The organism is Janibacter sp. GXQ6167 (genome assembly GCF_041365945.1).
GTDB lineage: Bacteria > Actinomycetota > Actinomycetes > Actinomycetales > Dermatophilaceae > JBGFSK01.
Genome location: NZ_JBGFSK010000006.1, coordinates 66,643 through 93,140, shown reverse-complemented (window position 1 = coordinate 93,140; position 26,498 = coordinate 66,643). Strand labels below are relative to the sequence as shown.

Here is a 26,498-nt window from a genome sequence, read left to right as displayed (position 1 = left end):
GGCCGGATCCGAGGCGCAACGCTCAGGGTTCGTTAGGGATCGCGTGCCAGGATGGGAGGTGAACCTACGGGCGGCCCCCTTGCGCCGTGCCCCGTCAACACCGAACAAACCGCATCACAGCCACACCAGGAGGACGTGTGCCCGGCACCAACCTGACCCGCGACGAAGCGGCCGCGCGCGCTGCGCTCATTGAGGTCTCGCACTACGACATCACCCTCGACCTCACCACGTCGGAGACGACCTTCGCGACGACGAATTCGCTCACCTTCACGTGCACCGAACCCGGCGCGGAGACCTTCCTTGACTTCATCGGCACCGTCGAGCGGATCACCCTCAACGGCGTCGACCTCGACCCCGCCGAGCACTTCGCGGACTCGCGAGTGCGCCTGCCGGGCCTTGACGCGACCAACGAACTGACGGTCGTTGGCACGGGCACCTACATGCACACCGGAGAGGGCCTGCACCGCTTCGTCGATCCGGTCGATGACGAGGTCTACCTCTACTCCCAATTCGAGGTGCCCGACAGCCGCCGGATGTATCCGGTTTTCGAGCAGCCCGACCTCAAGGCCGAGTTCACCTTCCACGTGACCGCGCCCGCGCACTGGGAGGTCGTCTCGAACGCGCCGACGCCGGAGCCGACGCCAGCCGGTGACGGGATCGCCACCTGGGACTTCCCCCGCACCGAGCGGATCTCGAGCTACATCACCGCGCTCGTCGCCGGCCCGTACGCCGTGATGCGCGACAGCCTCACCTCGCGCCGGGGCGAGGTCCCCCTCGGGATCTTCTGCCGTCGCTCCCTCGTCGACCACCTCGACGCGGACAACCTCTTCGCCCTCACCAAGGCGGGCTTCGCCTTCTTCGAGGACGAGTTCGACCAGCCGTACCCCTTCACCAAGTACGACCAGATCTTCACGCCCGAATACAACATGGGCGCGATGGAAAACGCCGGCTGCGTCACCTTCAACGAGATGTACGTCTTCCGCTCGAAGGTGCCGGACAGCCTGATCGAGCGTCGCGCCCTCACCGTCTTGCACGAGCTCGCCCACATGTGGTTCGGCAACCTCGTCACGATGCGCTGGTGGAACGACCTCTGGCTCAACGAGTCCTTTGCCGAGTGGGCCTCGACGACCTGCCAGTCCGAGGCCACGGAGTGGGTCAACGCATGGACCACCTTCTCGACCCACGAGAAGGCCTGGGCCTACCGCCAGGACCAACTCTCCTCCACGCACCCGATCGTCGCGCCGATCCGCGATCTGGAGGACGTCGAGGTGAACTTCGACGGGATCACGTATGCGAAGGGGGCATCGGTCCTCAAGCAACTCGTCGCCTACGTCGGCCGCGAGCCCTTCCGCGACGGTCTGCGCACCTACTTCGCCAAGCACGCGTGGAGCAACACGACCCTCGATGACCTCCTCGACGAGCTCGAGGCCACCTCGGGGCGCGACCTGCGCGCCTGGTCGGCCCTGTGGCTCGAAACCGCTGGCGTCAACACGCTGCGCCCGGTCCTCACCGTCGACGAGCGCGGCCTAATCGCCAACGCCGACATCGAGCAGACCTTCGCGCCGGGCTACGAGACGCTGCGTCCGCACCGCCTCGCGGTGGGTCTCTACGACCTCGTCGACGGCGTCCTTCATCGCACCGAGCGGATCGAGCTCGATGTCGACGGCGAGCTCACCCCCGTGCCGCAGCTGATCGGTCGCCCGCAGCCGGACCTGCTGCTCGTCAACGACGATGACCTCGCCTACGCGAAGATCCGCCTCGACGAGCGCTCGCTCGCGACGCTGCGGGCCAACCCGCGCGCCTTTACCGATTCGCTCCCGCAGTCGCTCGCGCTCGCGAGTGCCTGGGACATGACCCGTGACGCCGAGATGGGCGCGAGCGACTACGCCGCGATCGCCCTGTCCGCCCTCCCGGGCCTGACCGACTCCAACCTGATCAAGAGCCTGCTCGCGCAGATCGGGACCGCCGTGCTCACCTACAGCGCCCCGGATCGCCGCGAAGCACTGCGTCGGCGGGTCTTGGAGACGCTGCGCGATCTCGCCGGCGCCGCCGAGCCCGGCAGCGACGCCCAGCTCCAGCTCGTCACCGCCTGCGCGGGCCTGATCGCGAAGGGTGATGATGTCGCCTGGGTCGAGGGGCTCCTCGACGGGAGCGCGCCGCTCGACGGGCTCGATGTCGACACCGACATGCGCTGGACGCTGATCACCGCTCTGCTGGCCTCCGGCGTGGCGGACCGCTCGCTAGTTGATGCTGAACTCGAGCGCGATGGCACGTCGACCGGCCGCGAGCGGGCCGCTCGCGCCGTCGCGACGGCCCCGACCACGGAAGCGAAGGAGGCCGCGTGGGCCGCTGGCGTGGAGGCACCCGATACCTCCAACGCGGTCGTCGATGCCTACGCGCTCGGCTGGGGCCGCGCGCACGACACCGACCTGCTTACCCCCTTCGTCTCGCGCTACCACGAGGCGCTGGAACGCATTTGGAGTGAGCGCACGCACGCGATCGGTGAGGGCATCGTGATCGGCTTCTACCCGATCGCGCTCGCTTCGCCGGCTCTCGCCGAGGCGACTCAGGCGTGGCTGGACGGGCACCCCGAGGCGCCCGCTGGCCTGCGCCGCCTCGTCGCTGAAAACCGGGATGCGGTCCTGCGCGCGGTGGCCGCCCAGGAGCGCGACGCCCAGTGATCTCCTCTGCCTTGGACAACGCTGAGGACGCGATCAACACCGCTACCTCGACGACCGAGAAGGTCGTGAGCTGGCTCCTCGGCGCACCGCTGCTCATCCTGCTGACGATCGTCCTCGCGGTCGTCGTGCGGGCGTTGCTCCACCGGATGATCGACCAGTTCGTGGCGCGATCGGTCAAGTCCAGCGAGAAGTTGCGCAAGGAAGAAGTCGGGCGCGGCGAGCGGGTCATCGCCGCCGCGACCGGCGCGGCCAAGGAACGTCACCGGCAACGGACCGAGACCCTGGGCTCGCTTCTCCGCTCGATCAGCACCCTCGTGATCAGCGGGATCGCGATCGTGACGGTCATGGGCATCGTCGGCATCCCGCTCGCGCCGCTGCTGGCCTCCGCCGGCGTCGGTGGCGTCGCCCTCGGTTTCGGCGCGCAGTCGCTCGTGAAGGACTTCCTCTCCGGCATCTTCATGATCCTCGAGGACCAGTACGGCGTCGGCGACATCGTCGACACCGGCGAGGCGATCGGCACCGTCGAAGAGGTGACCCTGCGCGTGACCCGGTTGCGGGATGTGACCGGCACCGTTTGGTATGTCCGCAACGGCGAGATCATCCGGATCGCGAACCGCTCCCAGGGCTGGGCCACGGCCTCGGTCGACATCCCCTTCTCTTACCGCGAGGACGTCGACAAGGTGCTCGGCATCATCCGCACCGCGGTCCACGAGATGGACGAGGACGATGCCTGGCACGACAAGCTGATGGAGGAGCCGCGCGTGATGGGCGTCGAGTCGATCACCGGTGGCACGGTCACGGTCAAGATCCTGGCGCGGTGCGCCCCCGATGAGCACTGGGGCGTGCAGCGCGAGATCCGCCGTCGGGTCAAGGATGCCTTCGACCGCGAAGGGGTTGCCGGTCCCCCGATCCCCCCGATCGCGGCGACCACCGACCGCCCGTAAAGGAGCGCGTGGCACACTGCGGGACGTGAGCGTCCAGCCCGGTGACACCTTTTACGACCAGGTCGGTGGCCACGACACGTTCGTCGCCCTCGTCCGCGCCTTCTACGAAGGGGTGGCGGCTGACCCCGAGTTGCGGGCGCTCTACCCCGAAGAGGATCTCGGACCGGCCGAGGATCGCCTGCGGATGTTCCTCGAGCAGTACTTCGGAGGGCCACACACCTATAGCGAACAGCGTGGTCACCCGCGCCTGCGGATGCGCCACCAGCCCTTCCCGGTGACCCTCGACATGCGAGACCGTTGGCTGCGGCATATGACGGCCGCGATGGACCGGGTCGACCTGCCGGAGGCGCACGCCGAGGTCATGCGTGAGTACTTCATGCGGGCCGCGCACATGCTCGTCAACACCGATGACCGAGGTGCACCGTGACCGGTGGGGATACCCCCTTCGGGCTGACCCGCCTCCACGATCCCGACCAGGCGGCGGCGCATACCTGGTGGCGGGACGCCGTGATCTATCAGGTGTACCCGCGCAGTTGGGCCGACAGCGATGGCGACGGCATCGGTGATCTGCCGGGGATCACCGCGCGCCTGACGCACCTGGGCGACCTCGGTGTCGATGCGCTCTGGCTCTCCCCCTTCTATCGCTCTCCCCAGCACGACGCCGGGTACGACGTCGCCGACTACCGCGATATCGACCCGCTCTTCGGATCGCTCGCCGACGCCGACGAGCTCATCGCGCGGGCCCACAAGCTGGGCTTGAAGGTGATCGTCGACCTCGTCCCGAATCACACCTCCAGCGAGCACCCCTGGTTTGTCGAAGCCCTCGCGGGTGCGCCGGGCGGGCCCGAGCGAGCGCGGTACATCTTCCGCGATGGACGCGGCGACGGGAGCGAGCCGCCGAACGATTGGCGCTCGGTCTTCGGCGGCGAGGCATGGACCCGAGTGATCGAGGCCGACGGGCGTCCCGGGCAGTGGTACCTGCACCTCTTCGACGTGACCCAGCCGGACCTCGCGTGGGACAACGAGGAGGTGCGGGCCGAGTTCGTCTCGATCCTGCGGTATTGGCTCGATCGCGGCGTCGATGGTTTCCGCGTCGATGTCGCCCATGGGCTCGTCAAGGCGCCGGGGCTCCCGGACTGGCCCCATCGGCCGGGAGGACTGCTCGAGGTGACTTCGGAGTCCCCCTTCTGGGATCAGGATGGTGTGCACGAGATTTACCGCGAGTGGCGCACGGTCGTCGAGGAGTACGACTCCCCCGAGCGCATCCTCGTCGCCGAGGCGTGGGTGCGGCCCGCCGAGCGCGCGGCCCGGTATGTGCGCAGCGATGAGTTCCACCAGGCGTTCAACTTCGACTTCCTCGAAACGCCCTGGCGCGCAGCGGATTTGAGAGAGGTCATCGCCGAATCGCTGCGCGCCGGGGACAGCGTCGGGGCCCCAGCGACCTGGGTGCTGTCGAACCACGACGTGCTGCGGCACGCCAGCCGCCTCGGGCTCCCCCAGGACGGCGAACGACCCAACGGCATCACCGCCGACGACCCGCAGCCCGATGCCGAGCTCGGCCTGCGACGGGCGCGCGCGGCGACCTTGCTCATGCTGGCTCTGCCCGGCGGCGCCTACCTTTACCAGGGCGAGGAGCTTGGTCTCCCCGAGCACACCGCGCTCGACGCGCATTACCGGGAGGACCCGACCTTCTTCCGTACCTCCGGGACCGAAGTCGGCCGAGACGGCTGCCGGGTCCCGATGCCGTGGGCGGGTGATGCGCCGGGCTTCGGCTTCGGCCCCACTGGAGCAACCTGGCTCCCGCAACCGGCGGTGTACGGCGACCTCGCCGTCGACCAGCAGCGCGGCGTCGCTGGCTCAACCCTGGAGCTGTATCGCGAGGTGCTTCGCCTTCGGCGGTCGCTCGCGCTCGTACGCGGCGCGCTCGATGAGGTGAGCGGACTGGGTGACGACGTCGTCGCCTATGTCGTGACCTCGGGTGAGCAGCGCACCCTGGTGCTCGCCAATCTCGGCGGCGAGGCGGTCCCCCTTCCGCCCGAGGCCACCGTGTTGGTCTCCTCCGCACCCCTCGACGGGGAGACGGTGCCCACCGACGTCACGGTCTGGGCGCGGCTGCCATGAGGGCGCGGCCGGCCCGAGACTTCCCGTATTTCGATGCGCCCCCGCTGGCGCTCGCTCACCGCGGTGGTGCCGGGTATGAGCCAAATGTCGGGCACGAAAACACCGTGGCCGCCTTCGCCGAGGCCGTTGCGCTCGGCTATCGCTATCTCGAGACCGATGTCCACGCGACCTCTGACGGAGCGCTCGTCGCCTTCCACGACACCGTGCTCGACCGAGTGACCGACGCTGAAGGGGTGATCGCCGCCCTTCCCTGGAGCGAGGTCTCGAGCGCCCGGATCGGAGCGGGCCACGCGATTCCACTGATGGATGAGCTCTTCGAGACCTTCCCCGATGCCCGCTTCAATATCGACGTCAAGGCCGCCTCCGCGATCGAGCCCCTCGTCGAGGCGATCCGCCGCCATCGCGCGATCGACCGCGTGTGTATCGGGTCCTTCTCGGACTCACGCCTGCGGGCCGTGCGCCGCGCGCTCGGCCCAGATCTCGCGACCTCCGCCGGCCCGCTCGAGGTGGCCTCGATGCGGCTCAGCCCGCCCGTCCTCGACCGCCTGGTGCGCTCCCGCGCGCAGGCCCTGCAGATCCCGGTGAGCCACTCCGTCGGCGGCCGCACCGTGCGGGTCGTGACGCGCGGGCTGCTGCGCCTCGCCCACCGCCTCGGCAAACAGGTCCACGTGTGGACCATCGACGATGCCGAGGAGATGAACCGCCTGCTCGACCTCGGCGTCGACGGCATCGTCACCGACCGGATCGACACCCTGCGCGACGTCCTCGCCGCCCGCGGCACCCCGCTCTAGCCCCTCCCCCTTCGACCCCAGCCGCCGCGTCGATGTATTGCGCCGTCACCTGTGACCGCCGAATACATCGACCCAGCAGAAGGGGGAGGGCGATTTAGGCGGTGAGGGCGTCGATCACCTGTCGCACGGCGGTCGGGCGGCCGGCGACCGACCAGGTGGCGCCCGCGGTCTCGACCTGCACGGCCTCGCCACCGGCAGCGAGCACGAGCGCCGAGCCAGGCAACCAGTCCCAGTCGGGGACGCTCTGCTGAGCCCAGGCACCGAACCTCCCGGCGCTGACGGCCGCGAGATCGCACGAGCCGGACCCGAGCATCCGGATCGTCGCCGCGCCCCGCGCCGCCGCGAGCCACGGTTCGCGCAGAGCGGCATCCGCGAATCGGGTGGGGTGGATATAGGTCGCGAGCGCTACCTCGGCGAGCGGGAGATCCTCGAGTGGATCGAGCGTCACGCCATTGCATTGAGTGGGCAGATCCCGGCCCCCAAGCCAGGCTTCACCGACTGCCGGTTGATGGACCGACCCCAGGATCACCCCTTCGTCATCGCGCAAGGCGATCGCACTGCACCAATAGGCGGTGCCCGAGAGGAAGTTGTAGGTCCCGTCGACGGGGTCGATCACCCAGGTCCGGCCGGTCCGCGAGGCGGCGTTGGCACCCTCTTCCCCGACGATCCCGTCGCCTGGCCGGAGCAGCGTGAGCGCAGAAACGACGAACTCCTCGGCGGCGTGGTCGGCCTCGGTCACGACATCCGAGAGGTTCGACTTGCTCCTCGACGTCAGGCCCTCGGCGCGTAGATGCAACGCCAGGTGCGAGGCGCGCCGGGTGAGTTCGGCCGCGAGGGCCGCGTCATCGAGGTCGCTGGGGATCGTCGAGACATCGGTCCACTGGTCCACAACACCGCAGCGTAGTGGCGTCCCGAATGCCGACCGAAGGGGTCCTGCCCGCGGCCGCGTCGGGTCGTGCGGGTGGAGGTCCTCGCGTAACCTGCCTAGGTGCCATCCCCGACCACGACGAGCGTCCCGCAGACCCAAGGAATCTTCGGACCCGCATACCGGGTGATCACCATCGCGCTCATCGCTCTGGTCACCATCGTCGCCTTCGAGATGATGTCGATCAGCACCGCGATGCCGCTCGCCGCCGCCGAGCTCGACATGCTCCGCTCCTATGGCCTGGCGTTCTCGGTGATGTACACGACCCAGTTGCTCGGCAATGTGCTCGCGGGGGTCTGGACCGACCGCTCAGGGCCGATGCCATCGGTGTTCGCCGGTCAGATCCTCTTCGCCGCGGGGTGCGCCACCTGTGCCCTCGCGAACAGCAGCGAACTCTTCCTCGTCGGGCGCGCCCTCACCGGCTTGGGCGCGGGACTGCTCGTCGTGGCGCTCTACGTGGTGGTCGGGCGCTTCTACCCAGAGGTGCTGCGGCCCAAGGTCTTCGCTGCGGTGTCGGCGGCTTGGGTCCTCCCCGCGCTGATCGGTCCGGTCATCGCTGGGTGGTTGTCGCAGACCGTGTCTTGGCGTTGGGTCTTCGCGATTGTGGTACCGCCGGTCGTCCTCACCGGGTTCGTGATCTATGCGCGCCGATCGGTCGTGAGCGGCGCAGACTCCGAGGTCGGCGAGTCCTCTCGCGACCACGACGAGCACGTCCGGGCTGCGTGGTTCGGCCTCGGGCTCGCGGTCGCGGCCGGCATCTTGCAATGGGGTGCTCGCGAACTCGATCCCGAAATCAACCCACGGACGATCGCTGCGATCACCGGGCTGGTGGCGGTGCTCCTCACGGCTCCCTTCCTCATCCCGAAGGGGACCTTCCGCATGGCCCGCGGTCTGCCCTCGGTGATCCTCGCCCGAATGCTGCTCCCGGGCGCCTATTTCGGTTCGCTCACCTACGTCCCGCTCATGCTCGAACAGGTCCGCGGCACCGGTGTCACCACCGCGGGGCTCGTCCTCGCAGTGGGCGCGCTCGGCTGGGCGCTCGGAGCGTGGGCGCAGGGGCAAGATGCCGCCGCTCGTCGCCGCGATCGACTGGTGACCTTCGGCGGTGCGGCGATGGCAGCCGCCCTCGCTGGGATGGCGACCTTCGCCACCTTCGGCTGGCCGATCTGGACCCTGCTCCCACCGATGGTCGTCGGAGGCATCGCGATGGGCGCGGCCTTCTCCTCGGTCTCGGTTCTCGCCCTCGATCGCACTCCCGTCGAAGATCACGGGTCTACCGCGACAGCCCTCACGATCGGCGACATGCTCGGCAGCATCCTCGGCGTCGCAGGCGTCACCGCTGGCTATGCACTCCTTACCGGCGGCGGGGAGCACGTCTCGGGCTCCACCTTCGGCTGGCTCTGGGGCGGGCTCGCCGTGGTCGCGGCGGTGGTCATCCCCACCGGTCTTCGGATTGGGGCTCCCGCGCGTTAGCGGCGGGCGAGGACGTGGCCGAAGGGGGTCGACAGGCGTGTCCAGGGACCCTGGCGACGCACCTGCACCGGGGCGTCACCGACTAAGAATCCCAACGCGTGCAGCCCGAGCGCGCCACCGGCGGGAATGGCCGGATCGGTCGGTGTCGGGCGGGACCAGACGCGGCGACGCAGCTCGGCGACGATGGCCGCTCCGGAGCCTTCGGGTGCCCCCTTCGCGACCTCTTCGATCCCCTCACGGGCGGCCTCGGCAGCAGCGGTTGGCTCGATCTGGCCGACGTCCTCCCAGTCGGCGCGCGGCGGCGTCACCACCGCCCAGGGCTCGACGAGCGTGGACGGCGGGACCGGTAGGTCGCCGTTTGGGTCATGCGCAATCCGGTCGGTGATCGCGCCGATCGGGACCGTGAGATCGAGCTGCGCGGGCTCGGTAAGGCCCATGGTCCGCAGGCCGAGCACCAGACCCGATTGCGTCAGACCATCACCGGGCAGAACTCGAACCCAAGCCGCGAGCACCGTACCGACGGCCTGCAGGCGCATCCCCCCTTCGGGATCGAGGCGCTTGGCCCGCTGGGCGTACTGACCGAGGTCAGCTGCTGCCTCGGCGTCACCGAGACGGAGCGTGCTCATCGGTTCGCCCGGCGGAAGGCGACCGGTCCCCCGAGGTGGGCCTCCAGGGCCGCGCGTTCGGTGGCTGGCAGCCGGCGGGGTCGTTCGGTGGCGAGGTCGAAGGCCGCGAGGGTCGTCTGCGCGCGAGCGTAAAGTGCGTCGCCGACCCGCTCGGGATCGCGGATCTCGTACCCAATCCCGAAGCTCGCACGGCCGATCGAGGTCACCCACATGTCGATCTGCAGGGGCTCGCGACGATAGACCGCCGGGCGGACGTACTCGATCTCCTGGCGGGCCACGATCACGCCGCTATCCAGCATGGACTCGCCGCCCTCGGCTCCGAACCAGGCGTCGAAGGCGCTGATCCGCGCGTCCTCGAGGAGTCGGAGGTACTGGACGTTGTTGACATGTCCGTACGCATCCATATCGCTCCAGCGCAGAGCGACCTCGGTCGAGTACACGGCATTGGCGGCAGAACTCATCTGACCATTATCGGGGGACCCGCACGCCCCCTTCGTCACCAGGTCCGACCCGCACCGAGCAGGCGGCTTGTCCACACCCGCGGGAGGGACCGCTTCGTCGTCCCCAGATGGCTGCGCCGAGGAAGCGCCGTCGGTACCGACGCCTACCGTGGTCTCCATGACGTCTCCCTCGGCCACCGGCGCGATCCCCCCTTCGTCCGCCGACCCCGGCACCCTGCGCTCTGCCGCGACCGACACCCTCCGGCGGCTCGTCGGGCGCGATGAGGTGGATTTCCGCGATGGGCAGTACGAGGCGATCGAGGCGCTGGTGGCCGGACGGCAACGCGTCCTGGTCGTGCAGCGCACGGGTTGGGGTAAGTCCGCGGTCTACTTCGTCGCCGCGGCGCTGCAGCGAGCGGCGGGTTCCGGCCCGGCGCTAATCGTCTCGCCACTGCTCGCCCTGATGCGCGACCAGATCGCCGCGGCCGAACGCGCCGGGGTGCGCGCCGTTTCGATGAACTCAGCCAACGCCCAGATGTGGGACGAGGTCCGAGACGCCCTCGGCCGTGACGAGGTCGACGTCCTCCTCGTAAGCCCCGAGCGGCTCAACAACCCCCGCTTTCGCGACGAGCAGCTCCCCGATCTCATCGCGCGCTGCGGTTTGGTCGTGGTCGATGAGGCTCACTGCGTGAGCGACTGGGGGCACGACTTCCGGCCCGACTATCGCCGGATCAAGGATCTCTTGCGCGATCTCGGGCCCGGCACGCCTGTGCTCGCGACCACTGCGACCGCCAACGAGCGCGTGGTCGCCGATGTCGCCGAACAACTGGCGGTCGGCGGCAGTGAGGTCCTGACGGTGCGCGGACCGCTCGCCCGCGACAGCCTCCGGCTGGGCGTCCTCCCCCGGGCCGGAGCTGAGCAGCATCTCGCGTGGCTGGCCGACCACCTCGCTGACCTCCCCGGGAGCGGGATCATCTACACCCTCACCGTTTCAGCGGCCGAGGACGTCGCGGCGGCGCTGCGCGACGCCGGCCACGAGGTCGCCTCCTATACCGGCCGTACCGACGCCGACGACCGCGCCCGGCTCGAAGAGGAGTTGCGCCGCAACGAGGTCAAGGCGCTGGTCGCAACCAGCGCGCTCGGCATGGGCTTCGACAAGCCCGACCTCGGTTTCGTGGTCCATCTTGGCGCCCCTTCTTCGCCGGTCGCCTACTACCAGCAGGTCGGCCGTGCGGGGCGAGCCACCGAGCGGGCCGATGTGCTGCTCCTTCCGGGGGTGGACGATCAGGCGATCTGGACCTACTTCGCGTCGGCGTCGATGCCCCGGGAGGATCAGGCCGAAGGGGTGCTGCGTGCCCTCTCCGAGGCCGGTCGGCCGCTGTCGACGGCGGCCCTGGAGACCGCCGTCGACGTCCGCCGGACCCGCCTGGAGCTGCTGCTGAAGGTGCTCGATGTCGACGGCGCCGTGGAGCGAGTCAGTGGCGGGTGGGTGTCGACGGGCCGTCCGTGGGTCTACGACGCCGAGCGCTACGAGCGGGTCGCTCGCGCGCGGCGCGATGAGCAGCAGCACATGCTGGATTACATGGCGACCACCGGGTGCCGGATGGCCTTCCTCCAGGAGGCTCTCGACGACCCCACCGCTGCCGACTGCGGGCGGTGCGACCGGTGCGCCGGTCCGTGGATCGGGGCCGAGGTGGACGCCGGCCGGGTCGATGCCGCGCGGGCGCAACTCGCGCGCGTCGGGGTGGAGATCGAGCCGAGGGTCACCTGGCCGACCGGCATGGACCGTCTCGGCGTCGAGGTCCGCGGGCGGATCGCCGAAACCGAGCGGGTCGCAGGGGGACGCGCTCTGGCCCGGGTCACTGACCTGGGGTGGGGACAGCGCGTCCGCGACCTGCTCGCCGCCGATGACGCCCCGGTGACGGAGCCACTGATGCGAGCCGTGGTCGAGGTTCTTGCCGGGTGGGGGTGGTCGCAGCGTCCGGTGGGGGTCGTCGCGATGCCGTCACGGCGCCGCCCGCACCTACTCGGATCGCTGGCCGCGCAGATCAGCACCATCGGACGACTCCCCTTGCTCGGGACCATGGATCCCGCTCACGGGGGCCCGACTGGTGAGCCCGGTGGCAACTCCGCTTTCCGCCTGGCCGGTGTCTGGGATCGCCTGGTCGTCGGGCCCGACCTCTCGGCTGCCCTCGCCGCCAACCCCGGTCCGGTGCTGCTCGTCGATGATGTCGTCCATTCGCGGTGGACCCTCACCGTGGCCGGGCGCGCCCTTCGCCAGGCCGGTGCTGCCGATGTCCTCCCCCTCGCTCTGGCGATCGACGGCTAGGCCAGCGGGACATCGGAGGACCCGTCGGATCGCTTAGGGTTGAGCGCTGTGAGCGAATCAACGGATTCCACCCCTGACCTCCCGACGAGCGCCGACCCGGACCTGGCGCAACATCTCCAGGCGTCGATGGAAGAACTTCTCGACATCTTGACCTTGCGCGAAGTCGGAACGGCGACGATCAAGGTCGAGGGCCTCGATGAGGACGACTCGGAAGCGATCGGGACCTCGCTGGCGCAGATCTTTGTGGGGCAAAGCCAGCAGCAGCCGCATGGCCGCACCTTCGGCGGCCAGGTCCTTGCTCAGGGCCTGATGGCCGCCGGCGGAACCGTCCAAGACACCATGCCGCACCGCGTCCCCCACTCCCTGCACGCGTACTTCATGCGCCCCGGCGACGCGTCGCAGCCGATCCGCTTCTCCGTCGAACGGATGCGCGACGGCCACTCCTTTTCGACCCGCCGGGTCCACGCGATGCAAAAGGGCCAGCCGATCCTCGCGATGACCGCCTCCTTCCAGGATCCGGCCGGGGGTCTCGACCACCAGGACCCGATGCCCGACGTGCCGCGCCCCGAGGAACTGACCTCCCTGGCAGACGCCTTCGCCGGCATCGACCACCCCACCGTCGACCACATCCGGCGCCGCGCGATCGAGCACCGTCACGTCGAGGGTCACCTCATGGACCGCACCGGACCCCAGCAATCGCACCAGAGCGTGTGGATGCGGCCGGTCGGCAAGGTGCCCAACGATCCGCTGCTGAAGGCGGCGATCCTCGCCTACGCCTCGGACTTCACGTTGCTCGAATCGAGCCTGCGCCAGCACGGGATCAATTGGAGCGACCGCCGACTCCGCCCGGCGAGCCTGGACCACGCGATGTGGTTCCACCGCGAGGCCGAGCCCGACCAGTGGCTGCTCTACGTCCAGGAGTCGCCGTCGGCGCAGGGCGGCCGCGGCCTCGGGATCGGGCGGATCTTCACCGAAGATGGCGTGCTCATCGCCACCGTCGCTCAAGAGGGCATGCTGCGCATCAAGGAGTGAGCCTTAAAAAATCGGGGCGCGGAAATCGACGCCTGGCGCGGTAAAAACCGCGCCAGGTGACCGTGTCCGCGTCGGCAGGGTCGCCGCTCGTCGGTCCCCCCGCCGCTTCGCCCCTTAGTGTTTGGCCGCGCCGGTCGACGGGGTGGCCTTCGAGCGCGGGTGCCGGAGTACGACCACGCTGCGGGACTCGACCTGCAGCTGCGCGCCGGGCTCGTGGTGGATCTCCTCGATCTCACCTGCCGCGGTGTCGATCTCAACGATCCAGTTGTCCCCGTAGGACTCGGTCGGCAAGGTGAACTCTCCCGCGGCATCGCTGGCGTTAAAGAGCAGCAGGAAGTCGTCGTCGACGACCTTGCGGCCACGCTCGTCCGGCTCGGGAATCGCCTTGCCGTAGAGGAAGACCATGATCTGCTTGGCCATCCCGTCGCCCCAGTGCGCCTCATCCATGTGGCGGGCGTCGGGCTGGAACCACTCAATGTCGCCGATCGGAGACTCGCCGCCGTGGTCGGCGCGACCGGCGAAGAAGCGGCGCCGCTTGAAGACCGGGTGCTCCTTGCGCAGCGCGACGAGGGCTCGGGTGAACTCGAGCAGTTCACGCTGGTCCTCGTCGAGGTCCCAGTCGATCCAGGACAGCTCGTTGTCCTGGCAGTAGACGTTGTTGTTGCCCTGCTGAGTCCGCGAGAGTTCGTCCCCGTGCGCCAGCATGGGCACCCCTTGCGAGAGCATCAGGGTCGTCAGCAGATTGCGCTGCTGACGCAGCCGAAGGGCGTTGATCTGCGGGTCGTCGGTCGGGCCCTCGACGCCACAGTTCCACGAACGGTTGTGGCTTTCGCCGTCGCGGTTGTCCTCCAGGTTCGCCTCGTTGTGTTTCTCGTTGTACGAGACGAGATCACGCAGGGTGAAGCCGTCGTGGGCAATGACGAAGTTGATGGAGGCGAAGGGGCGCCGGCCGGAGTGCTCATAGAGGTCGGAACTACCGGTGATCCGCGAGGCGAACTCCCCCAGGGTCGAACGCTCCCCGCGCCAGTAGTCACGCACGGTGTCGCGGTACTTGCCATTCCATTCAGTCCACAGGGGCGGGAAGTTCCCGACCTGGTACCCACCGTCGCCGACATCCCACGGCTCGGCGATCAGCTTCACCTGGCTGATGACCGGGTCCTGCTGGATCAGGTCGAAGAAGGCGGAGAGCTTGTCGACCTCATGGAACTGCCGGGCGAGAGTCGCCGCGAGGTCGAACCGGAAGCCGTCGACGTGCATCTCGGTGACCCAGTACCGAAGGGAGTCCATGATCAGCTGCAGCACATGCGGGTTGCGCATGAGCAGCGAGTTCCCGGTGCCCGTGGTGTCGTAGTAATGCGAGAGATCGTCGGGGTTCAGCCGGTAGTACGACGCGTTATCGAGCCCGCGGAAAGCAATCGTCGGGCCGAGGTGGTTGCCCTCGGCGGTGTGGTTGTAGACGACGTCGAGGATGACCTCGATGTTAGCGGCGTGCAGGGCCTTGACCATCGTCTTGAACTCGGTCACCTGCTGCCCACGGGCTCCCGAGGCATAGGCGTTATGCGGAGCGAGGAAGCCGATCGTGTTGTAACCCCAGTAGTTCGTCAGGCCCTTCTCCTGCAAGAAGGTGTCTTGGACGAACTGGTGGACGGGCAACAGCTCGATCGCGGTGATGCCGAGTTTGGTCAGGTGATCGATGATTGCGGGGTGCGCGAGCGCCGCGTAGGTCCCGCGGATCTCGTCGGGGACGTCCGGGTGGGTCATCGTGAGGCCCCGCACGTGGGCTTCGTAGATCACCGACTCGTGGTACTCGTGCCGGGGTGGGCGGTCGTGGCCCCAGTCGAAGAAGGGGTTAATCACGACCGAGACCATCGTGTGCCCGAGATTGTCGGCCTCCGAGAGCACGTCGGGGTTGTCCGGGTCGTAGGAGAAGAGGGAGGGGTCGGCGTTGATCTGCCCGTCGATCGCCTTCGCGTAAGGATCGAGCAGCAACTTGCTGGGATCGCAGCGGTGCCCTTGGGCCGGATCGAAGGGGCCGTGCACTCGGTAGCCGTAGCGCTGGCCGGGCTGCAGACCCGGGATGTAGCAATGCCAGACGAAGGCATCGACCTCGGTCAGCTCGATCCGCTGCTCGGCTCCCTCGTCATCGATCAGGCAGAGTTCGATCCCTTCGGCGACCTCGGAAAAGAGGGCGAAGTTCACGCCGGAACCGTCGTAGGTGGCGCCAAGCGGATACGCATGGCCGGGCCAAAGCTCCACGGCTGCTCCTTATGAATACGGGTGGATCGGGGAGGATTCACCCTACCCGCCGAACGTGCCTGCCCCGAGGCTCTCCCACCACGCGCAGGACGCCCCCACCCGCAGGGGTGGAGGCGTCCCGATCGCGCTGAGGCGTTGATCACCCCGGCTTGGGCGCGCCCCGACGGGCGTAGCGCCACCACGTCACGCCGATACACATCACGGCCCAGGCGATCCCGATGGCGTAGAAGGGCACCGCGCCGAGGGTCGTGAGGCCGACACCGAAGAGGAAGGGACCGAAGGCGGCAATCGCGGCGGTCCACCCGATGACGCCACCGGCCTGGCGGCGCTCGAAGATCATCGGCATCTGCTTGAAGGTCGAGGCGTTGCCGATCCCCGAGAAGAGGAAGATCGCGAGCATCCCCCACAAGAACTTCGTGAAGCCCGAGTCCAGCGCGGCCGCCGACGAGGTGTCGGGGACGAGCGCGGTCATCGTGAAGGCGATCGAGATGACGAGGCCGATGCCCGAGATCAGGGTCCAGATCGCCCCGCCCATCCGGTCGGTCAAGGGGGCGAAGGCGAACCGCGCCACGGCCCCGATGAGCGGCCCGAGGAAGACAAACTTCACCGGGTCGGGCACCGAGTAGCCATCGATCAGGATCTGCGCCGAGGCCCCGGCGCCTTGGACGATCTCGCTATTGCCCGCTCCGTAGAGGTTGTTCATCAGCAGACCGAACTGAGCCGCGAGTCCGGAGAAGGTCCCGAAGGTCATGATGTAGAGCAGGGTCATCCACCAGGTGTCCTGGTTTTTGAAGATGTCGAACTGCTGTCGGATGTTGGCCGTGACCGGGACCGACTTGAGCATCGTCCAGGCGAGCAGGGCCCCGATGATCATCAGGGGGATCCAGACGAACGCCGCGTTTTGGAACCACACCTCGGTCGCTGGCTTGCCGGGGACGGTCATCATCTGGCTACCGCCGAAGATCGCCAGCCCACCGATGGCGATCAGGTAGGGAGTCGCGAGTTGCACGATCGACACCCCGAGGTTCCCCAGGCCCGCCTGCAGACCGAGCGCCGTCCCCTGCTTCGCCCGCGGGAAGAAGTAGGAGGTCGACGGCATGAACCCGGAAAACGCGCCGCCACCGATGCCGGCGAGGAAGGCGAGCGTCATGAGTTCCCAGTACGGCGCGGTGGGGTTTTGCACCCGCACGCCCCAGCCGAGCGTGGAGGCGATGAGGAGCAAGGTGGTGAGCGAGACCATCTTGCGGGTGCCCATGATGGGCGGCAGGACCATCCACACCAGCCGGAAGAGGCCAGCGGCGAGGCCGGGCATCGCCGCCATCCAGTACAGCTGGTTCTTCGTGAACTCGTACCCGAGGGCGTTGAGCTTCGGGATGATCGCGCTCGGCAGGAACCAGGCGATGAAGGCCAGGGTCAGACAGAAGGTGGTGATCCATAGGGTCCGCCAGGCGAGGCCGGAGTCCCACCGCGATGAATCTTCCGGATCCCAGGAGGTGAGCCACTCACCACCGCGGCGAGTGGTCTCGGCAGATGAACTCATGTGCGTGCTCTCTTCTTTCGACAGGGTGGAGGTGAAGGGGGTCAGCGCGCCACGGGCGCTTCGATGCGGTCGGCGAGTTCGGGGGTTTCACGGTGGAGCATCTTCACGATCGTGAGGTGCATCCAGATCGCGCAGACCGCGGTGAGGAGGAAGATCACGAAGAAGGTGCTCGAGGGGAAGCCGCTCCACTCCTTGGTGTAGGCAAACAGCGGCGGCAGGAAGAAGCCGCCAAGGCCACCGAGCATGCCGACGAGCCCGCCGACCGACCCGACGTTGTCTGGGAAGTACTCGGGGATGTGCTTGTAGACGGCGGCCTTCCCGAGGCCCATCGCGCAGCCGAGGAGGAAGACGAGCACGGTGAAGGGGACGATGCCGATCGCGTAGGGCAGGTGCTCGGTCGTGCTGCCGTCGGCGTGGTCAATCACGAGGTGTCCGTTCGGCATCATCAAGATCCCGGAGACCACCAACATCACGGCGAAGGTGCCGTACATGACCCTGCGCGCGCCGAACCGGTCCGAGAGGGTGCCGCCGACGGGTCGCAGCAACGACGCCGGGAAGATGTAGAGCGCCGTGAGGTACGCCGCGGTCTGCAAGGACACACTGAAGTTGTCCATGTAGTAGGTGGGCAGCCAGGCCGCGAGCGCCACGTACGCCCCGAAGAAGGCCACGTAGTAGAGGCTGAAGCGCCAGACGCGCAGCTGGCGAAGGGGGGCGAGCTGGTCGCGCAGTGGCTTGCCTTCACCAGCCATCCGATCGTGGTGAGGGGTGCCGAACCAGGTGACGGCCGCCATCACGACGAGCAACAGGGCATAAACGACCGGGACGAGGCGCCAGCCCCCTTCAAAGATCCCGAAATACACCGCCCCTGCGGTCCCGGCGATGATGGGAGGGCCGATGAACTTGGTGACCGATGCTCCGACATTGCCGGCACCGAAGACGCCGAGCGCGAAGCCTTGGTGCTCTCGAGGGGTCCACGCTGAGTTCCAGGCGATGCCGGAGGTGAAGGAGTTGCCCGCGAACCCCACGAAGAAGGCGAGGACCAGCAGCATCACGTAGCTGTTGGCGTGGGCGACGAGGTAGGCGGGGATCGCCGTCGCGAGCAGCAGGAAGGTCATCACCTTCCGGCCACCGATCCGGTCGGTGACGATCCCAACGGGCAGGCGCCACATCGACCCGTTGAGGACCGCCAAGGCGATGATCCAGCTCAGTTGGACCTCGGTGAGACCGAACTCCTTACTGATCGGCTTGCCGAGGATGCCGAACATCAACCAGACCGCGAACATCAAGGTGAAGCCCGCGGTCGAGACCGCAAGGACTCGGCGAGCTCCGTCGTGGCGTTCGGTGGCGTCAACGGCCGTCGACATGATCGATCTCCCTCGTGGTCTTCAGTCCTTTTAATTCCTCTAAGAAGGCACGGTACACCCATCCAGGGGATGCCCAAGACACGGCGGAGGTGTCGGCCGGATGATCTCGAGGGTCACCGGTGAAAAGGTCTCTGAACAGGTGAATTACGACATGATCGGCGCGCGAATTTCGCGACGGGCGCGCAGTGGCACGGACCGCAAAGCCGTGGCAGACTGACTCTCGTCCTAATCATCCAAACCCCCTGTCGACCGAAGAGGTGACGACGATCACAGTAACGCCGATGTCCACTGCGGGGGAGCCCACGCCCGGCCGGGGCACCGAACTCCTGCGCTCGGCCGTACGTCGCGACATCGTCGATACCCTCGCGAACCTGCCCGAGGCCACCGATGGAAGCGCCGAGGCCACTCGGGAGATCGGGCTCAGCGCGGCCGACATCGGTGCCAGCGTTGGCCTTCACCTCACCACCGCGCGGTTTCACCTCGACCAACTCGTCTCCGCGGGCGTCCTCGAATCGCATTTCCTGCGCACACCCGGAGCGGGCCGCCCTCGCAAGCTCTATCGGGTCGCCCCCGGCTCCTTGGCTCCGCCCGACGACCCGCCCGCTTTCAAGGCGCTGGCCGAGGTGCTCGCCGACAGCCTGGCTGCGAGCGCCGACGGGGCCGCGCTCACCCCGGAGGAGGCCGGCCGCCGTTGGGCGCACTCCCATCACGAGGAGCTCGTCGGCACCAGCAGCGATCAGGCCAGCACGCCTGGGGGGTGGATGGCCAAGATCGGCGTCATGGTCGATGTCCTCCATGAGTGGGGGTACACCCCGGAGCTTTCGATGAGCGACGGCGGGCGGACCGCCGAGATCGAGTTGCGCCGCTGCCCCTTCATCGAGATGGCCCGAGACCATCCCCAGGTGGTCTGCGCCGTCCACCGCGGCCTCATGCGCGGCGTGCTCGAAGCCTCTGGTGAAGAGGATGTCGAGCTCAGCTTGGAACCTTTCGTTAACGACACGACCTGTATGGCCCATGTGACCACCCGGGCGACCTTCGCCCCACGAGGAGGCAAGTCATGACCGAGACCACCGCCCGAGACAACACGCCCGGGATGGATGGGCGCCTGTCGAGCGCCCTGGTCGGAACCCGCCGGTTCTTTACGAAGGCCGGCGTCTCGGACGACGGGCGCACCCTGCATGTCGAAGGGGGCCGCTCCGGCGACAGCTTCTATCGGGACCGGTGGAGCCACGACAAGGTCGTGCGCTCGACCCACGGGGTCAACTGCACCGGCTCGTGTTCGTGGAAGGTCTACGTCAAGGACGGGATCATCACCTGGGAGGCGCAGCAGACCGACTACCCGAGCGCCGGGCCCGACCGCCCCGAGTACGAGCCCCGAGGCTGCCCTCGAGGCGCCGCCTTCTCGTGGTACACCTACTCCCCCACGCGGGTGCGCTATCCCTATGTCCGCGGCGTCCTGCTCCAGATGTTCCGGGAGGCCAAGCAACAGTACGGCGACCCGGTCGTCGCCTGGGCCTCGATCGTGCAGGATCCGGAGAAGACCGCAACCTACAAGTCGGCTCGTGGCAAGGGCGGGCTCGTGCGCTCGACCTGGGACGAGGTCGTCGAGATGGTCGCCGCCGCATATGTGTACACCGTCAAGCGCTGGGGCCCGGACCGGATCGCGGGCTTCTCCCCCATCCCGGCGATGTCCCCGGTGTCCTACGCCTCTGGTGCCCGCTTCAACGAACTCATCGGCGCCCCGATGCTCTCCTTCTATGACTGGTACGCCGACCTGCCCAATGCCAGCCCGCAGATGTTCGGCGACCAGACCGATGTCCCGGAGTCTGGGGACTGGTGGGATGCCGGTTACCTCATCATGTGGGGATCGAATGTTCCGCTCACCCGCACCCCGGACGCCCACTGGATGACCGAGGCCCGGTACCGCGGTCAGAAGGTCATCGCGGTCGCCCCCGACTACGCCGAAAACGTCAAGTTCGCCGACGAATGGGTCGCCGCCGACCCGGGCACCGACGGCGCGCTGGCGATGGCCATGGGGCACGTCGTGCTGAAGGAGTTCTTCGCCGACAACCAGGTGGACTTCTTCACCGACTACAACCGCCAGTACACCGACCTGCCCTACCTGATCACGCTCGAGCCCAGCGAAGAAGGGGGCTACGCCACCGGCAAGTTCTTGACCGCCGGGGACTTCGACGGCCCCGAGCACGACAGCGAAAACGCGGTCTGGAAGCCCGCGGTGATCGATGACGTCACCGACGACGTGGTGATCCCAAACGGCTCGATCGGCCACCGCTTCGGTGACGAAGGGGTGGGCCGCTGGAATCTCGAGCTCGGTGACACCACCCCCGCGCTCACCCTCTACGGGCGCAGCACAGAATCAGTCGAGGTGCGCCTCCCCCGCTTCGACAACGTCGATGGCAGCGCCAGCCACGAACTGCGTGGCGTGCCGGTGCGCCGGGTCGGCGACCACCTCGTGACGACCGTCTTGGACCTGATGTTCGCGCACTACGGGGTGGCCCGTGCGGGCCTGCCGGGTGCGTGGCCGACCTGCTACGACGACCCCTCGGTGCCGGCGACCCCCGCGTGGGCGGCCGAGATCTGCGGCGCCCCGAGCGAACAGATCGTCCGGATCGCCCGCGAATGGGCACGGAATGCCATCGATACCGGTGGCCGAGGCATGATCCTCATGGGCGCCGGGACCAACCACTGGTACCACTCCGACCAGATCTACCGCGCCATGCTCGTCCTCACGACCATCACCGGGTGTCAGGGCCGCAATGGCGGTGGCTGGGCGCACTACGTCGGTCAGGAGAAGGTCCGACCGATCATGGGATTCCAGCACATGGCCTTCGCGCTCGACTGGATTCGTCCGCCGCGGCACATGAACCAGACCGCCTATTGGTACGTCAACACCTCCCAATACCGCTACGACACCTTCGATGCGGACGCGATCAACGGTGCGACGGGCGCCTTCGCGGGCCGCAGCACCATGGATCTGCTCGCCCAGTCGGTGCGGCTCGGGTGGACCCCGTCCTACCCCCAATTCGACCGCAGCTCGCTCGATCTCGCCGATGAGGCCGAGGCGGCGGGGCAGCCGGTCGGCGAGTACATCGCCGGTCAACTGAAGAGCGGAGCCCTCCACTTCGCCGTCGAAGACCCGGAGGCCGAGGACAACCACCCGCGCATCCTCTCGCTGTGGCGGGCCAACCTCTTCGGGTCCTCGGCCAAGGGCAACGAGTACTTCCTCAAGCACCTCCTCGGCACCGACCACGCGGTGACGGCGAGCGAAGCCGCACCCGAGCACCGTCCCGAGCACATCACCTGGCCGGAGCGCGCCGCCGAGGGCAAGCTCGATCTGCTCCTCACCCTCGACTTCCGGATGACGAGTTCGACCCTCTTCTCCGATGTCGTGCTGCCGGCAGCCACCTGGTACGAAAAGCACGACATCAACACCACGGACATGCACCCCTTCGTGCACTCCTTCAACCCCGCGATCGCGCCGCCCTGGCAATCCAAGAGCGACTGGGAGACCTGGAAGGAGATCGCCAAGAAGTTCTCCGAGCTCGCCGCGACCCACCTTGGCACTCGCAAGGATGTCGTCGCTAAGCCGCTCTGGCATGACACGCCCGAGGCCATGGCGACGGTCCACGGCCGGGTCCTTGATTGGGCGAAGGGCGAATGCGAGCCGGTCCCCGGCAAGACCCTGCCCGTGCTCGCCGAGGTCGAGCGGGACTACACCGCGGTCTACGACAAGATGATCTCGATCGGCCCGCTCATGGAAAAGGTCGGGATGCTCACCAAGGGCGTCGCGTACGACGTCAAGCGGGAGATGGACATCCTGCGCGGACGTAACGGCACGGTCCGCGGCGGCGTCGCCGACGGCCAACCCTTAATGGAAACCGATATCCATGTCGCCGAAGCGATCATGCACCTGTCGGCGACCTGCAATGGCCACCTCGCGACCCAGGGGTTTAAGACCCTGGAGAAGCGGACGGGGACCGAACTCCACGACCTTGCTGCCGAGCACGAGGGCAAGCAGATCACCTTCGCCGACACCCAGGCGGCGCCGGTGCCGGTCATCACCTCGCCGGAGTGGTCGGGTTCGGAGTCGGGCGGGCGCCGGTATGCCCCCTTCACGATCAATATCGAGCGGCACAAGCCCTTCCACACCTTGACGGGTCGGCAGCAGTTCTACGTCGACCACGACTGGATGCTCGCGATGGGTGAGGCGCTGCCGACTTACCGTCCGCCGCTCAATATGGCGAACCTCTTCGGCGAACGTCCGCTCGGAGAGCAAACCGATGAGCTCGGCGCGACCGCGGTATCGGTGCGCTACCTCACCCCGCACAACAAGTGGTCGATCCACAGCGAGTACCAGGACAACCTCTTCATGCTCTCGCTCTCGCGCGGGGGCCAGACGATCTGGATGTCGGATCGCGATGCCGCGAAGATCGGCGTCGCCGACAACGACTGGATCGAGGCGGTCAACCGCAACGGGGTCGTCGCGTGCCGCGCGGTCGTGAGCCATCGGATGCCCGAGGGCACCGTCTATATGCACCACGCCCAGGACCGGCTGATCGACGTGCCGCTCACCGAGCGCGACCAGCGCCGCGGCGGGATCCACAACAGCCTCACCCGGATCTTGTTAAAGCCCAGCCACATCATCGGCGGGTACGCCCAGCTGTCGTACTTCTTCAATTACATCGGCCCGACCGGGAACAACCGGGACGAAGTGACGATGATCCGCAAGCGCACCACGCCCGTGCAGTACTGACCGCCCCGCCAAGACTTAGGAGCAAGCGATATGCGCGTCATGGCACAGATGGCCATGGTCATGAACCTCGACAAGTGCATCGGGTGTCACACCTGCTCGGTGACCTGTAAGCAGGCCTGGACCAATCGGACCGGTACCGAGTACGTGTGGTTTAACAACGTCGAGACCCGCCCGGGCCTGGGGTATCCACGCGGCTACGAAAACCAGGACGAGTGGAAGGGCGGCTGGACCCTCACCCGCTCTGGCCGGCTGACGCTGAAGGGCGGTGGCCGCTTCCACAAGCTGCTCAACATCTTCTCCAACCCCAAGATGCCGAGCATCCAGGACTATTACGAGCCCTGGACTTACGACTACGAGACGCTGCTCAACGCCCCGGCGCAGAAGAACTTCCCGGTCGCGCGCCCCTTCTCACTGATCTCCGGTAAGCAGATGAACGTCTCCTGGTCGGCGAACTGGGATGACGACCTAGGCGGTAGCCAGGAGCATGCCGTGAAGGACCCCATGCTCAAGGGCCTGCAGGACAAGGTGAAGATGGAGTTCGAGCAGACCTTCATGTTCTACCTCCCCCGGATCTGTGAGCACTGCCTGAACCCCAGTTGCGCGGCCTCGTGTCCCTCCGGCGCGATCTACAAGCGCAGCGAGGACGGGATCGTCCTCGTCGACCAGGACCGGTGCCGCGGTTGGCGCATGTGCATCTCGGGCTGCCCGTACAAGAAGGTCTACTTCAACCACAAGACCGGCAAGGCCGAGAAGTGCACCTTCTGCTATCCGCGCGTCGAGGTGGGCATCCCGACGGTGTGTTCCGAAACCTGCGTCGGTCGGCTGCGCTACATCGGGATCATGCTCTACGACGCCGACCGGGTCCTCGAAGCGGCCAGCACGACCGACGAACACGGGCTCTACGAAGCCCAGCGTGACGTCTTCCTCGACCCCTTCGACCCCGAGGTGCAGCGCGCGGCCGAGCAGGCCGGGATCCCCGCGGACTGGATGGACGCGGCCCGCCGCTCCCCCGTGCGCCGGCTCATCATGGATTACAAGGTGGCCCTGCCGCTCCACCCGGAGTACCGCACCATGCCGATGGTCTGGTACATCCCACCGCTCTCACCGGTCGTCGATGTCGTCGCCGAAACCGGCAGCGATGCCGAAGACCAGCGCACCCTCTTCGCCGCGATCGACGCGATGCGCATCCCGGTCGAATACCTCGCCAACCTCTTCACCGCTGGCGAGGTCGCCCCGGTCGACGCCGTGCTGAAGAAGCTCGCCGCGATGCGCTCGTATATGCGCGATCTGAACCTCGGCGGGGACGGGAACCCGAAGATCGCCGAGGCCGTCGGGATGAGCGAAGAGGATCTCTACGAGATGTTCCGGCTGCTCGCGATCGCGAAGTACCAGGACCGCTACGTGATCCCCACCGCGCACGCCGAGCAGGCCCACGCGCTGGAGGAGCTCGCCACCGAGTGTGCCGTGTCCGCCTTCGACGAGCAGCCCGGGCTCTTCGGCGAAGGATCGGGCGGCCTGACCCCGGTCGCGGTCGAAAACTTCGAGATGTTGAAGGAGCGTCAGACCTCCGACGAACTCATCGGCGGCGGGTCGAAGGCGGGACGGGTCAACCTGCTGAGTTGGGATGGTCGTGGTGTCCCCGACGGGCTCTTCCCGAGCGATGGCCAGACCTCGTCCACCCAGGGTGAGCGCCGATGATCCCGTGGCGACGGCACCGCCGCAGGACCCCCGCGCTGAGCGAGCGCGAGCTCGCCGACACCTGGCAGCTCGTCTCGGTGTTGCTCGACTATCCGGACGAGGCGCTGCTCGCTCGCCTGCCTGACCTGCGCGCTGTCGCAGCGCAGTTGCCGGGTGAGGTAGCGCAGCCACTCACCGCCTTCCTCGACCACCTGGCTGGCAGCGATCTGACGGACCTGCAGTCGGAGTACGTCGACACCTTCGACGTCACCCGGCGCTGCGCGCTGCACCTCACCTATTTCCTCCACGGGGACACCCGTAAGCGCGGCGTCGCGCTGGTGCAGTTCAAGCAGACGTATCGTCACGCCGGGGTCGTCCTCGGCGATGAAGACAGCGAGTTGCCCGACCACTTAAGCGTCGTGCTGGAGTTCGGCGCGAGCGTCGATCGCGACGCCGCGTGGAAACTGCTGAACGACCATCGTGTCGGAATCGAATTACTGCGCGCCGCCCTCGACGATCGGTCCTCGCCGTGGCGCCACGTGATCGCCGCCCTGCGCGCGACCCTGCCTCCCCTGGAAGGTGATGATCACGAGGCCCTCGCCCGACTCATCGCCGAAGGACCACCCCAAGAAGAGGTCGGGATCGACCAGGCGCCCTACGCCATGGATCCGGCCCTGTACGAGCCGGGCGGCGCGAGCAGTGGCGTCACCGACCTTGGTCAGACCATCCCCGTAGGAGCATCCCGATGAGTGTCTTTTTGTGGGTCATCGTCCCGTATCTCAGCCTGGCGATCTTCGTCGTGGGGCACTTCTGGCGGTACCGGTACGACAAGTTCGGCTGGACCACCCGCAGCTCTCAGCTATACGAAGACCGGCTCCTGCGGATCGGCAGCCCGCTCTTCCACTTCGGCATGCTCGGCGTCGTCATGGGGCACGTCATCGGCCTCGTGATCCCAAAGCTGTGGACCGACGCGCTCGGGATCAGCCCGGAGGTCTACCACTTCATCGCGCTCGCCGGCGGAATCCCCGCAGGGATCGCCGCGCTCGCGGGGCTGGCGATCTTGGTCTATCGCCGGCGCACCACCGGCCCGGTGTTTAGCGCGACGACGGTCAACGACAAGGTCATGTACTTCTTCTTGGCCCTGGTGATGATCCTCGGCATCTGGAACACCATCGCGGGGTCTCTGCTCAACCTGGGCGGGCACTACGACTACCGAGAAGGGGTATCGGTCTGGTGGCGCAGCATTTTCACCTTCATGCCCCAGCCCGACCTGATGGCGCAGGCGCCGATCGGCTTCCAGCTGCACGCCCTCACCGCGATGATCCTCTTCGCGATGTGGCCCTTCACCCGGCTCGTGCACGTCTTTAGCGCCCCGATCGGGTATCTCACCCGGCCGTACATCGTCTACCGCTCTGCCGATCAGCGTTCCGGCTACGGCACCGGCACTCACGCTCCGCGGCGCGGTTGGGACCGGCCCGAGCTGCAGCGCAAGCGCTAGTGACCACGACTGCCGATCCGCAGCGCA

19 protein-coding genes are annotated in these 26,498 nt (G+C 67.7%); 13 read left to right on the top strand and 6 right to left on the bottom strand.

What is annotated here, in order from left to right; all coding sequences use genetic code 11:
* The first annotated feature begins 137 nt into the window (after positions 1–137).
* Genes pepN through AB8K43_RS10535 form a run of 5 tightly spaced genes read left to right on the top strand, consistent with a single transcriptional unit; the run spans position 138 to position 6,537 of the window.
* A complete protein-coding gene (pepN, locus tag AB8K43_RS10555) occupies positions 138–2,681 on the top strand; it encodes an aminopeptidase N (protein WP_370894123.1) in 2,544 nt (847 codons plus the stop codon).
* Positions 2,678–3,625, top strand: coding sequence for a mechanosensitive ion channel family protein (locus tag AB8K43_RS10550; RefSeq protein WP_370894121.1), 948 nt, complete (start codon positions 2,678–2,680; stop codon positions 3,623–3,625). Before pepN ends, AB8K43_RS10550 begins: the two co-directional genes overlap by 4 nt.
* A gap of 25 nt (positions 3,626–3,650) precedes the next feature.
* Positions 3,651–4,052, top strand: coding sequence for a globin (locus AB8K43_RS10545; protein ID WP_370894120.1), 402 nt, complete (start codon positions 3,651–3,653; stop codon positions 4,050–4,052).
* Complete coding sequence (locus AB8K43_RS10540) at positions 4,049–5,746, top strand: alpha-amylase family glycosyl hydrolase (protein ID WP_370894119.1); 1,698 nt, start codon at positions 4,049–4,051, stop codon at positions 5,744–5,746. The genes AB8K43_RS10545 and AB8K43_RS10540 overlap by 4 nt, the downstream gene beginning before the upstream one ends.
* Entirely contained in the window at positions 5,743–6,537 is a 795-nt protein-coding gene (locus AB8K43_RS10535; RefSeq protein ID WP_370894117.1) for a glycerophosphodiester phosphodiesterase, read from the top strand. Before AB8K43_RS10540 ends, AB8K43_RS10535 begins: the two co-directional genes overlap by 4 nt.
* A 94-nt stretch (positions 6,538–6,631) precedes the next feature.
* Here the strand turns inward: AB8K43_RS10535 and AB8K43_RS10530 are convergent, their stop codons facing one another.
* Positions 6,632–7,426 carry an inositol monophosphatase gene (locus AB8K43_RS10530; protein WP_370894115.1) on the bottom strand — a complete coding sequence of 265 codons (795 nt, stop codon included), beginning with the start codon at positions 7,424–7,426 and terminating at the stop codon, positions 6,632–6,634.
* Between the two features lie 99 nt (positions 7,427–7,525).
* Here AB8K43_RS10530 and AB8K43_RS10525 point away from each other — a divergent pair, with 99 nt between their 5' ends.
* Positions 7,526–8,935: an MFS transporter gene (locus tag AB8K43_RS10525; RefSeq protein ID WP_370894114.1), complete on the top strand. Its 1,410-nt coding sequence runs from the start codon at positions 7,526–7,528 to the stop codon at positions 8,933–8,935.
* On the opposite strand, the gene AB8K43_RS10520 is transcribed toward AB8K43_RS10525, so the two are convergent.
* Both AB8K43_RS10520 and AB8K43_RS10515 read right to left on the bottom strand, forming a co-directional pair.
* Positions 8,932–9,561, bottom strand: coding sequence for a hypothetical protein (locus AB8K43_RS10520; protein WP_370894112.1), 630 nt, complete (start codon positions 9,559–9,561; stop codon positions 8,932–8,934). The genes AB8K43_RS10525 and AB8K43_RS10520 overlap by 4 nt on opposite strands.
* Entirely contained in the window at positions 9,558–10,022 is a 465-nt protein-coding gene (locus AB8K43_RS10515) for an acyl-CoA thioesterase (protein ID WP_370894110.1), read from the bottom strand. The genes AB8K43_RS10520 and AB8K43_RS10515 overlap by 4 nt, the downstream gene beginning before the upstream one ends.
* Before the next feature lie 157 nt (positions 10,023–10,179).
* Between AB8K43_RS10515 and AB8K43_RS10510 the strand changes: the two genes are divergently transcribed.
* Together AB8K43_RS10510 and AB8K43_RS10505 are read left to right on the top strand one after the other, a co-directional pair.
* Positions 10,180–12,330 carry an ATP-dependent DNA helicase RecQ gene (locus AB8K43_RS10510; protein WP_370894109.1) on the top strand — a complete coding sequence of 717 codons (2,151 nt, stop codon included), beginning with the start codon at positions 10,180–10,182 and terminating at the stop codon, positions 12,328–12,330.
* Between the two features lie 48 nt (positions 12,331–12,378).
* Complete coding sequence (locus tag AB8K43_RS10505; RefSeq protein WP_370894107.1) at positions 12,379–13,362, top strand: acyl-CoA thioesterase; 984 nt, start codon at positions 12,379–12,381, stop codon at positions 13,360–13,362.
* Positions 13,363–13,476: 114 nt separating this feature from the next.
* Here AB8K43_RS10505 and glgX read toward each other — a convergent pair whose 3' ends face one another.
* The 3 genes from glgX to AB8K43_RS10490 all read right to left on the bottom strand — a co-directional run bounded on the left by glgX (position 13,477) and on the right by AB8K43_RS10490 (position 18,522).
* Positions 13,477–15,618: a glycogen debranching protein GlgX gene (gene glgX, locus AB8K43_RS10500; protein WP_370894105.1), complete on the bottom strand. Its 2,142-nt coding sequence runs from the start codon at positions 15,616–15,618 to the stop codon at positions 13,477–13,479.
* Between the two features lie 139 nt (positions 15,619–15,757).
* Positions 15,758–17,158, bottom strand: coding sequence for an MFS transporter (locus AB8K43_RS10495; protein WP_370894103.1), 1,401 nt, complete (start codon positions 17,156–17,158; stop codon positions 15,758–15,760).
* A 41-nt stretch (positions 17,159–17,199) separates the two neighbouring features.
* A complete protein-coding gene (locus AB8K43_RS10490) occupies positions 17,200–18,522 on the bottom strand; it encodes a nitrate/nitrite transporter (protein WP_370894101.1) in 1,323 nt (440 codons plus the stop codon).
* Positions 18,523–18,803: 281 nt separating this feature from the next.
* Between AB8K43_RS10490 and AB8K43_RS10485 the strand changes: the two genes are divergently transcribed.
* The 5 genes from AB8K43_RS10485 to narI are packed head-to-tail and all read left to right on the top strand — an operon-like array spanning position 18,804 to position 26,471.
* On the top strand, positions 18,804–19,583 hold the full coding sequence (locus tag AB8K43_RS10485) for a helix-turn-helix transcriptional regulator (protein WP_370894099.1): 780 nt from the start codon (positions 18,804–18,806) through the stop codon (positions 19,581–19,583).
* The gene (locus tag AB8K43_RS10480) at positions 19,580–23,296 is read left to right on the top strand and encodes a nitrate reductase subunit alpha (RefSeq protein ID WP_370894097.1); all 3,717 of its coding nucleotides are present in this window, start codon (positions 19,580–19,582) and stop codon (positions 23,294–23,296) included. Before AB8K43_RS10485 ends, AB8K43_RS10480 begins: the two co-directional genes overlap by 4 nt.
* A gap of 30 nt (positions 23,297–23,326) precedes the next feature.
* Positions 23,327–24,994 (top strand): nitrate reductase subunit beta, encoded by a 1,668-nt coding sequence (gene narH, locus AB8K43_RS10475; RefSeq protein WP_370894095.1) that lies wholly within the window; start codon positions 23,327–23,329, stop codon positions 24,992–24,994.
* Complete coding sequence (narJ, locus tag AB8K43_RS10470) at positions 24,991–25,722, top strand: nitrate reductase molybdenum cofactor assembly chaperone (RefSeq protein ID WP_370894093.1); 732 nt, start codon at positions 24,991–24,993, stop codon at positions 25,720–25,722. The genes narH and narJ overlap by 4 nt, the downstream gene beginning before the upstream one ends.
* A complete protein-coding gene (gene narI / locus AB8K43_RS10465; protein ID WP_370894091.1) occupies positions 25,719–26,471 on the top strand; it encodes a respiratory nitrate reductase subunit gamma in 753 nt (250 codons plus the stop codon). The genes narJ and narI overlap by 4 nt, the downstream gene beginning before the upstream one ends.
* Positions 26,472–26,498: the final 27 nt, after the last annotated feature.

Bases quoted from the DNA above. Each gene is read 5' to 3' on its own strand.
- AB8K43_RS10535 (WP_370894117.1), top strand. From the start codon at position 5,743: ATGAGGGCGCGGCCGGCCCGAGACTTCCCGTATTTCGATGCGCCCCCG.
- AB8K43_RS10520 (WP_370894112.1), bottom strand. From the start codon at position 9,561: ATGAGCACGCTCCGTCTCGGTGACGCCGAGGCAGCAGCTGACCTCGGT.
- AB8K43_RS10515 (WP_370894110.1), bottom strand. From the start codon at position 10,022: ATGAGTTCTGCCGCCAATGCCGTGTACTCGACCGAGGTCGCTCTGCGC.
- AB8K43_RS10510 (WP_370894109.1), top strand. From the start codon at position 10,180: ATGACGTCTCCCTCGGCCACCGGCGCGATCCCCCCTTCGTCCGCCGAC.
- AB8K43_RS10495 (WP_370894103.1), bottom strand. From the start codon at position 17,158: ATGAGTTCATCTGCCGAGACCACTCGCCGCGGTGGTGAGTGGCTCACC.
- AB8K43_RS10490 (WP_370894101.1), bottom strand. From the start codon at position 18,522: ATGTCGACGGCCGTTGACGCCACCGAACGCCACGACGGAGCTCGCCGA.
- AB8K43_RS10485 (WP_370894099.1), top strand. From the start codon at position 18,804: ATGTCCACTGCGGGGGAGCCCACGCCCGGCCGGGGCACCGAACTCCTG.
- AB8K43_RS10480 (WP_370894097.1), top strand. From the start codon at position 19,580: ATGACCGAGACCACCGCCCGAGACAACACGCCCGGGATGGATGGGCGC.
- narH (WP_370894095.1), top strand. From the start codon at position 23,327: ATGCGCGTCATGGCACAGATGGCCATGGTCATGAACCTCGACAAGTGC.
- narJ (WP_370894093.1), top strand. From the start codon at position 24,991: ATGATCCCGTGGCGACGGCACCGCCGCAGGACCCCCGCGCTGAGCGAG.
- narI (WP_370894091.1), top strand. From the start codon at position 25,719: ATGAGTGTCTTTTTGTGGGTCATCGTCCCGTATCTCAGCCTGGCGATC.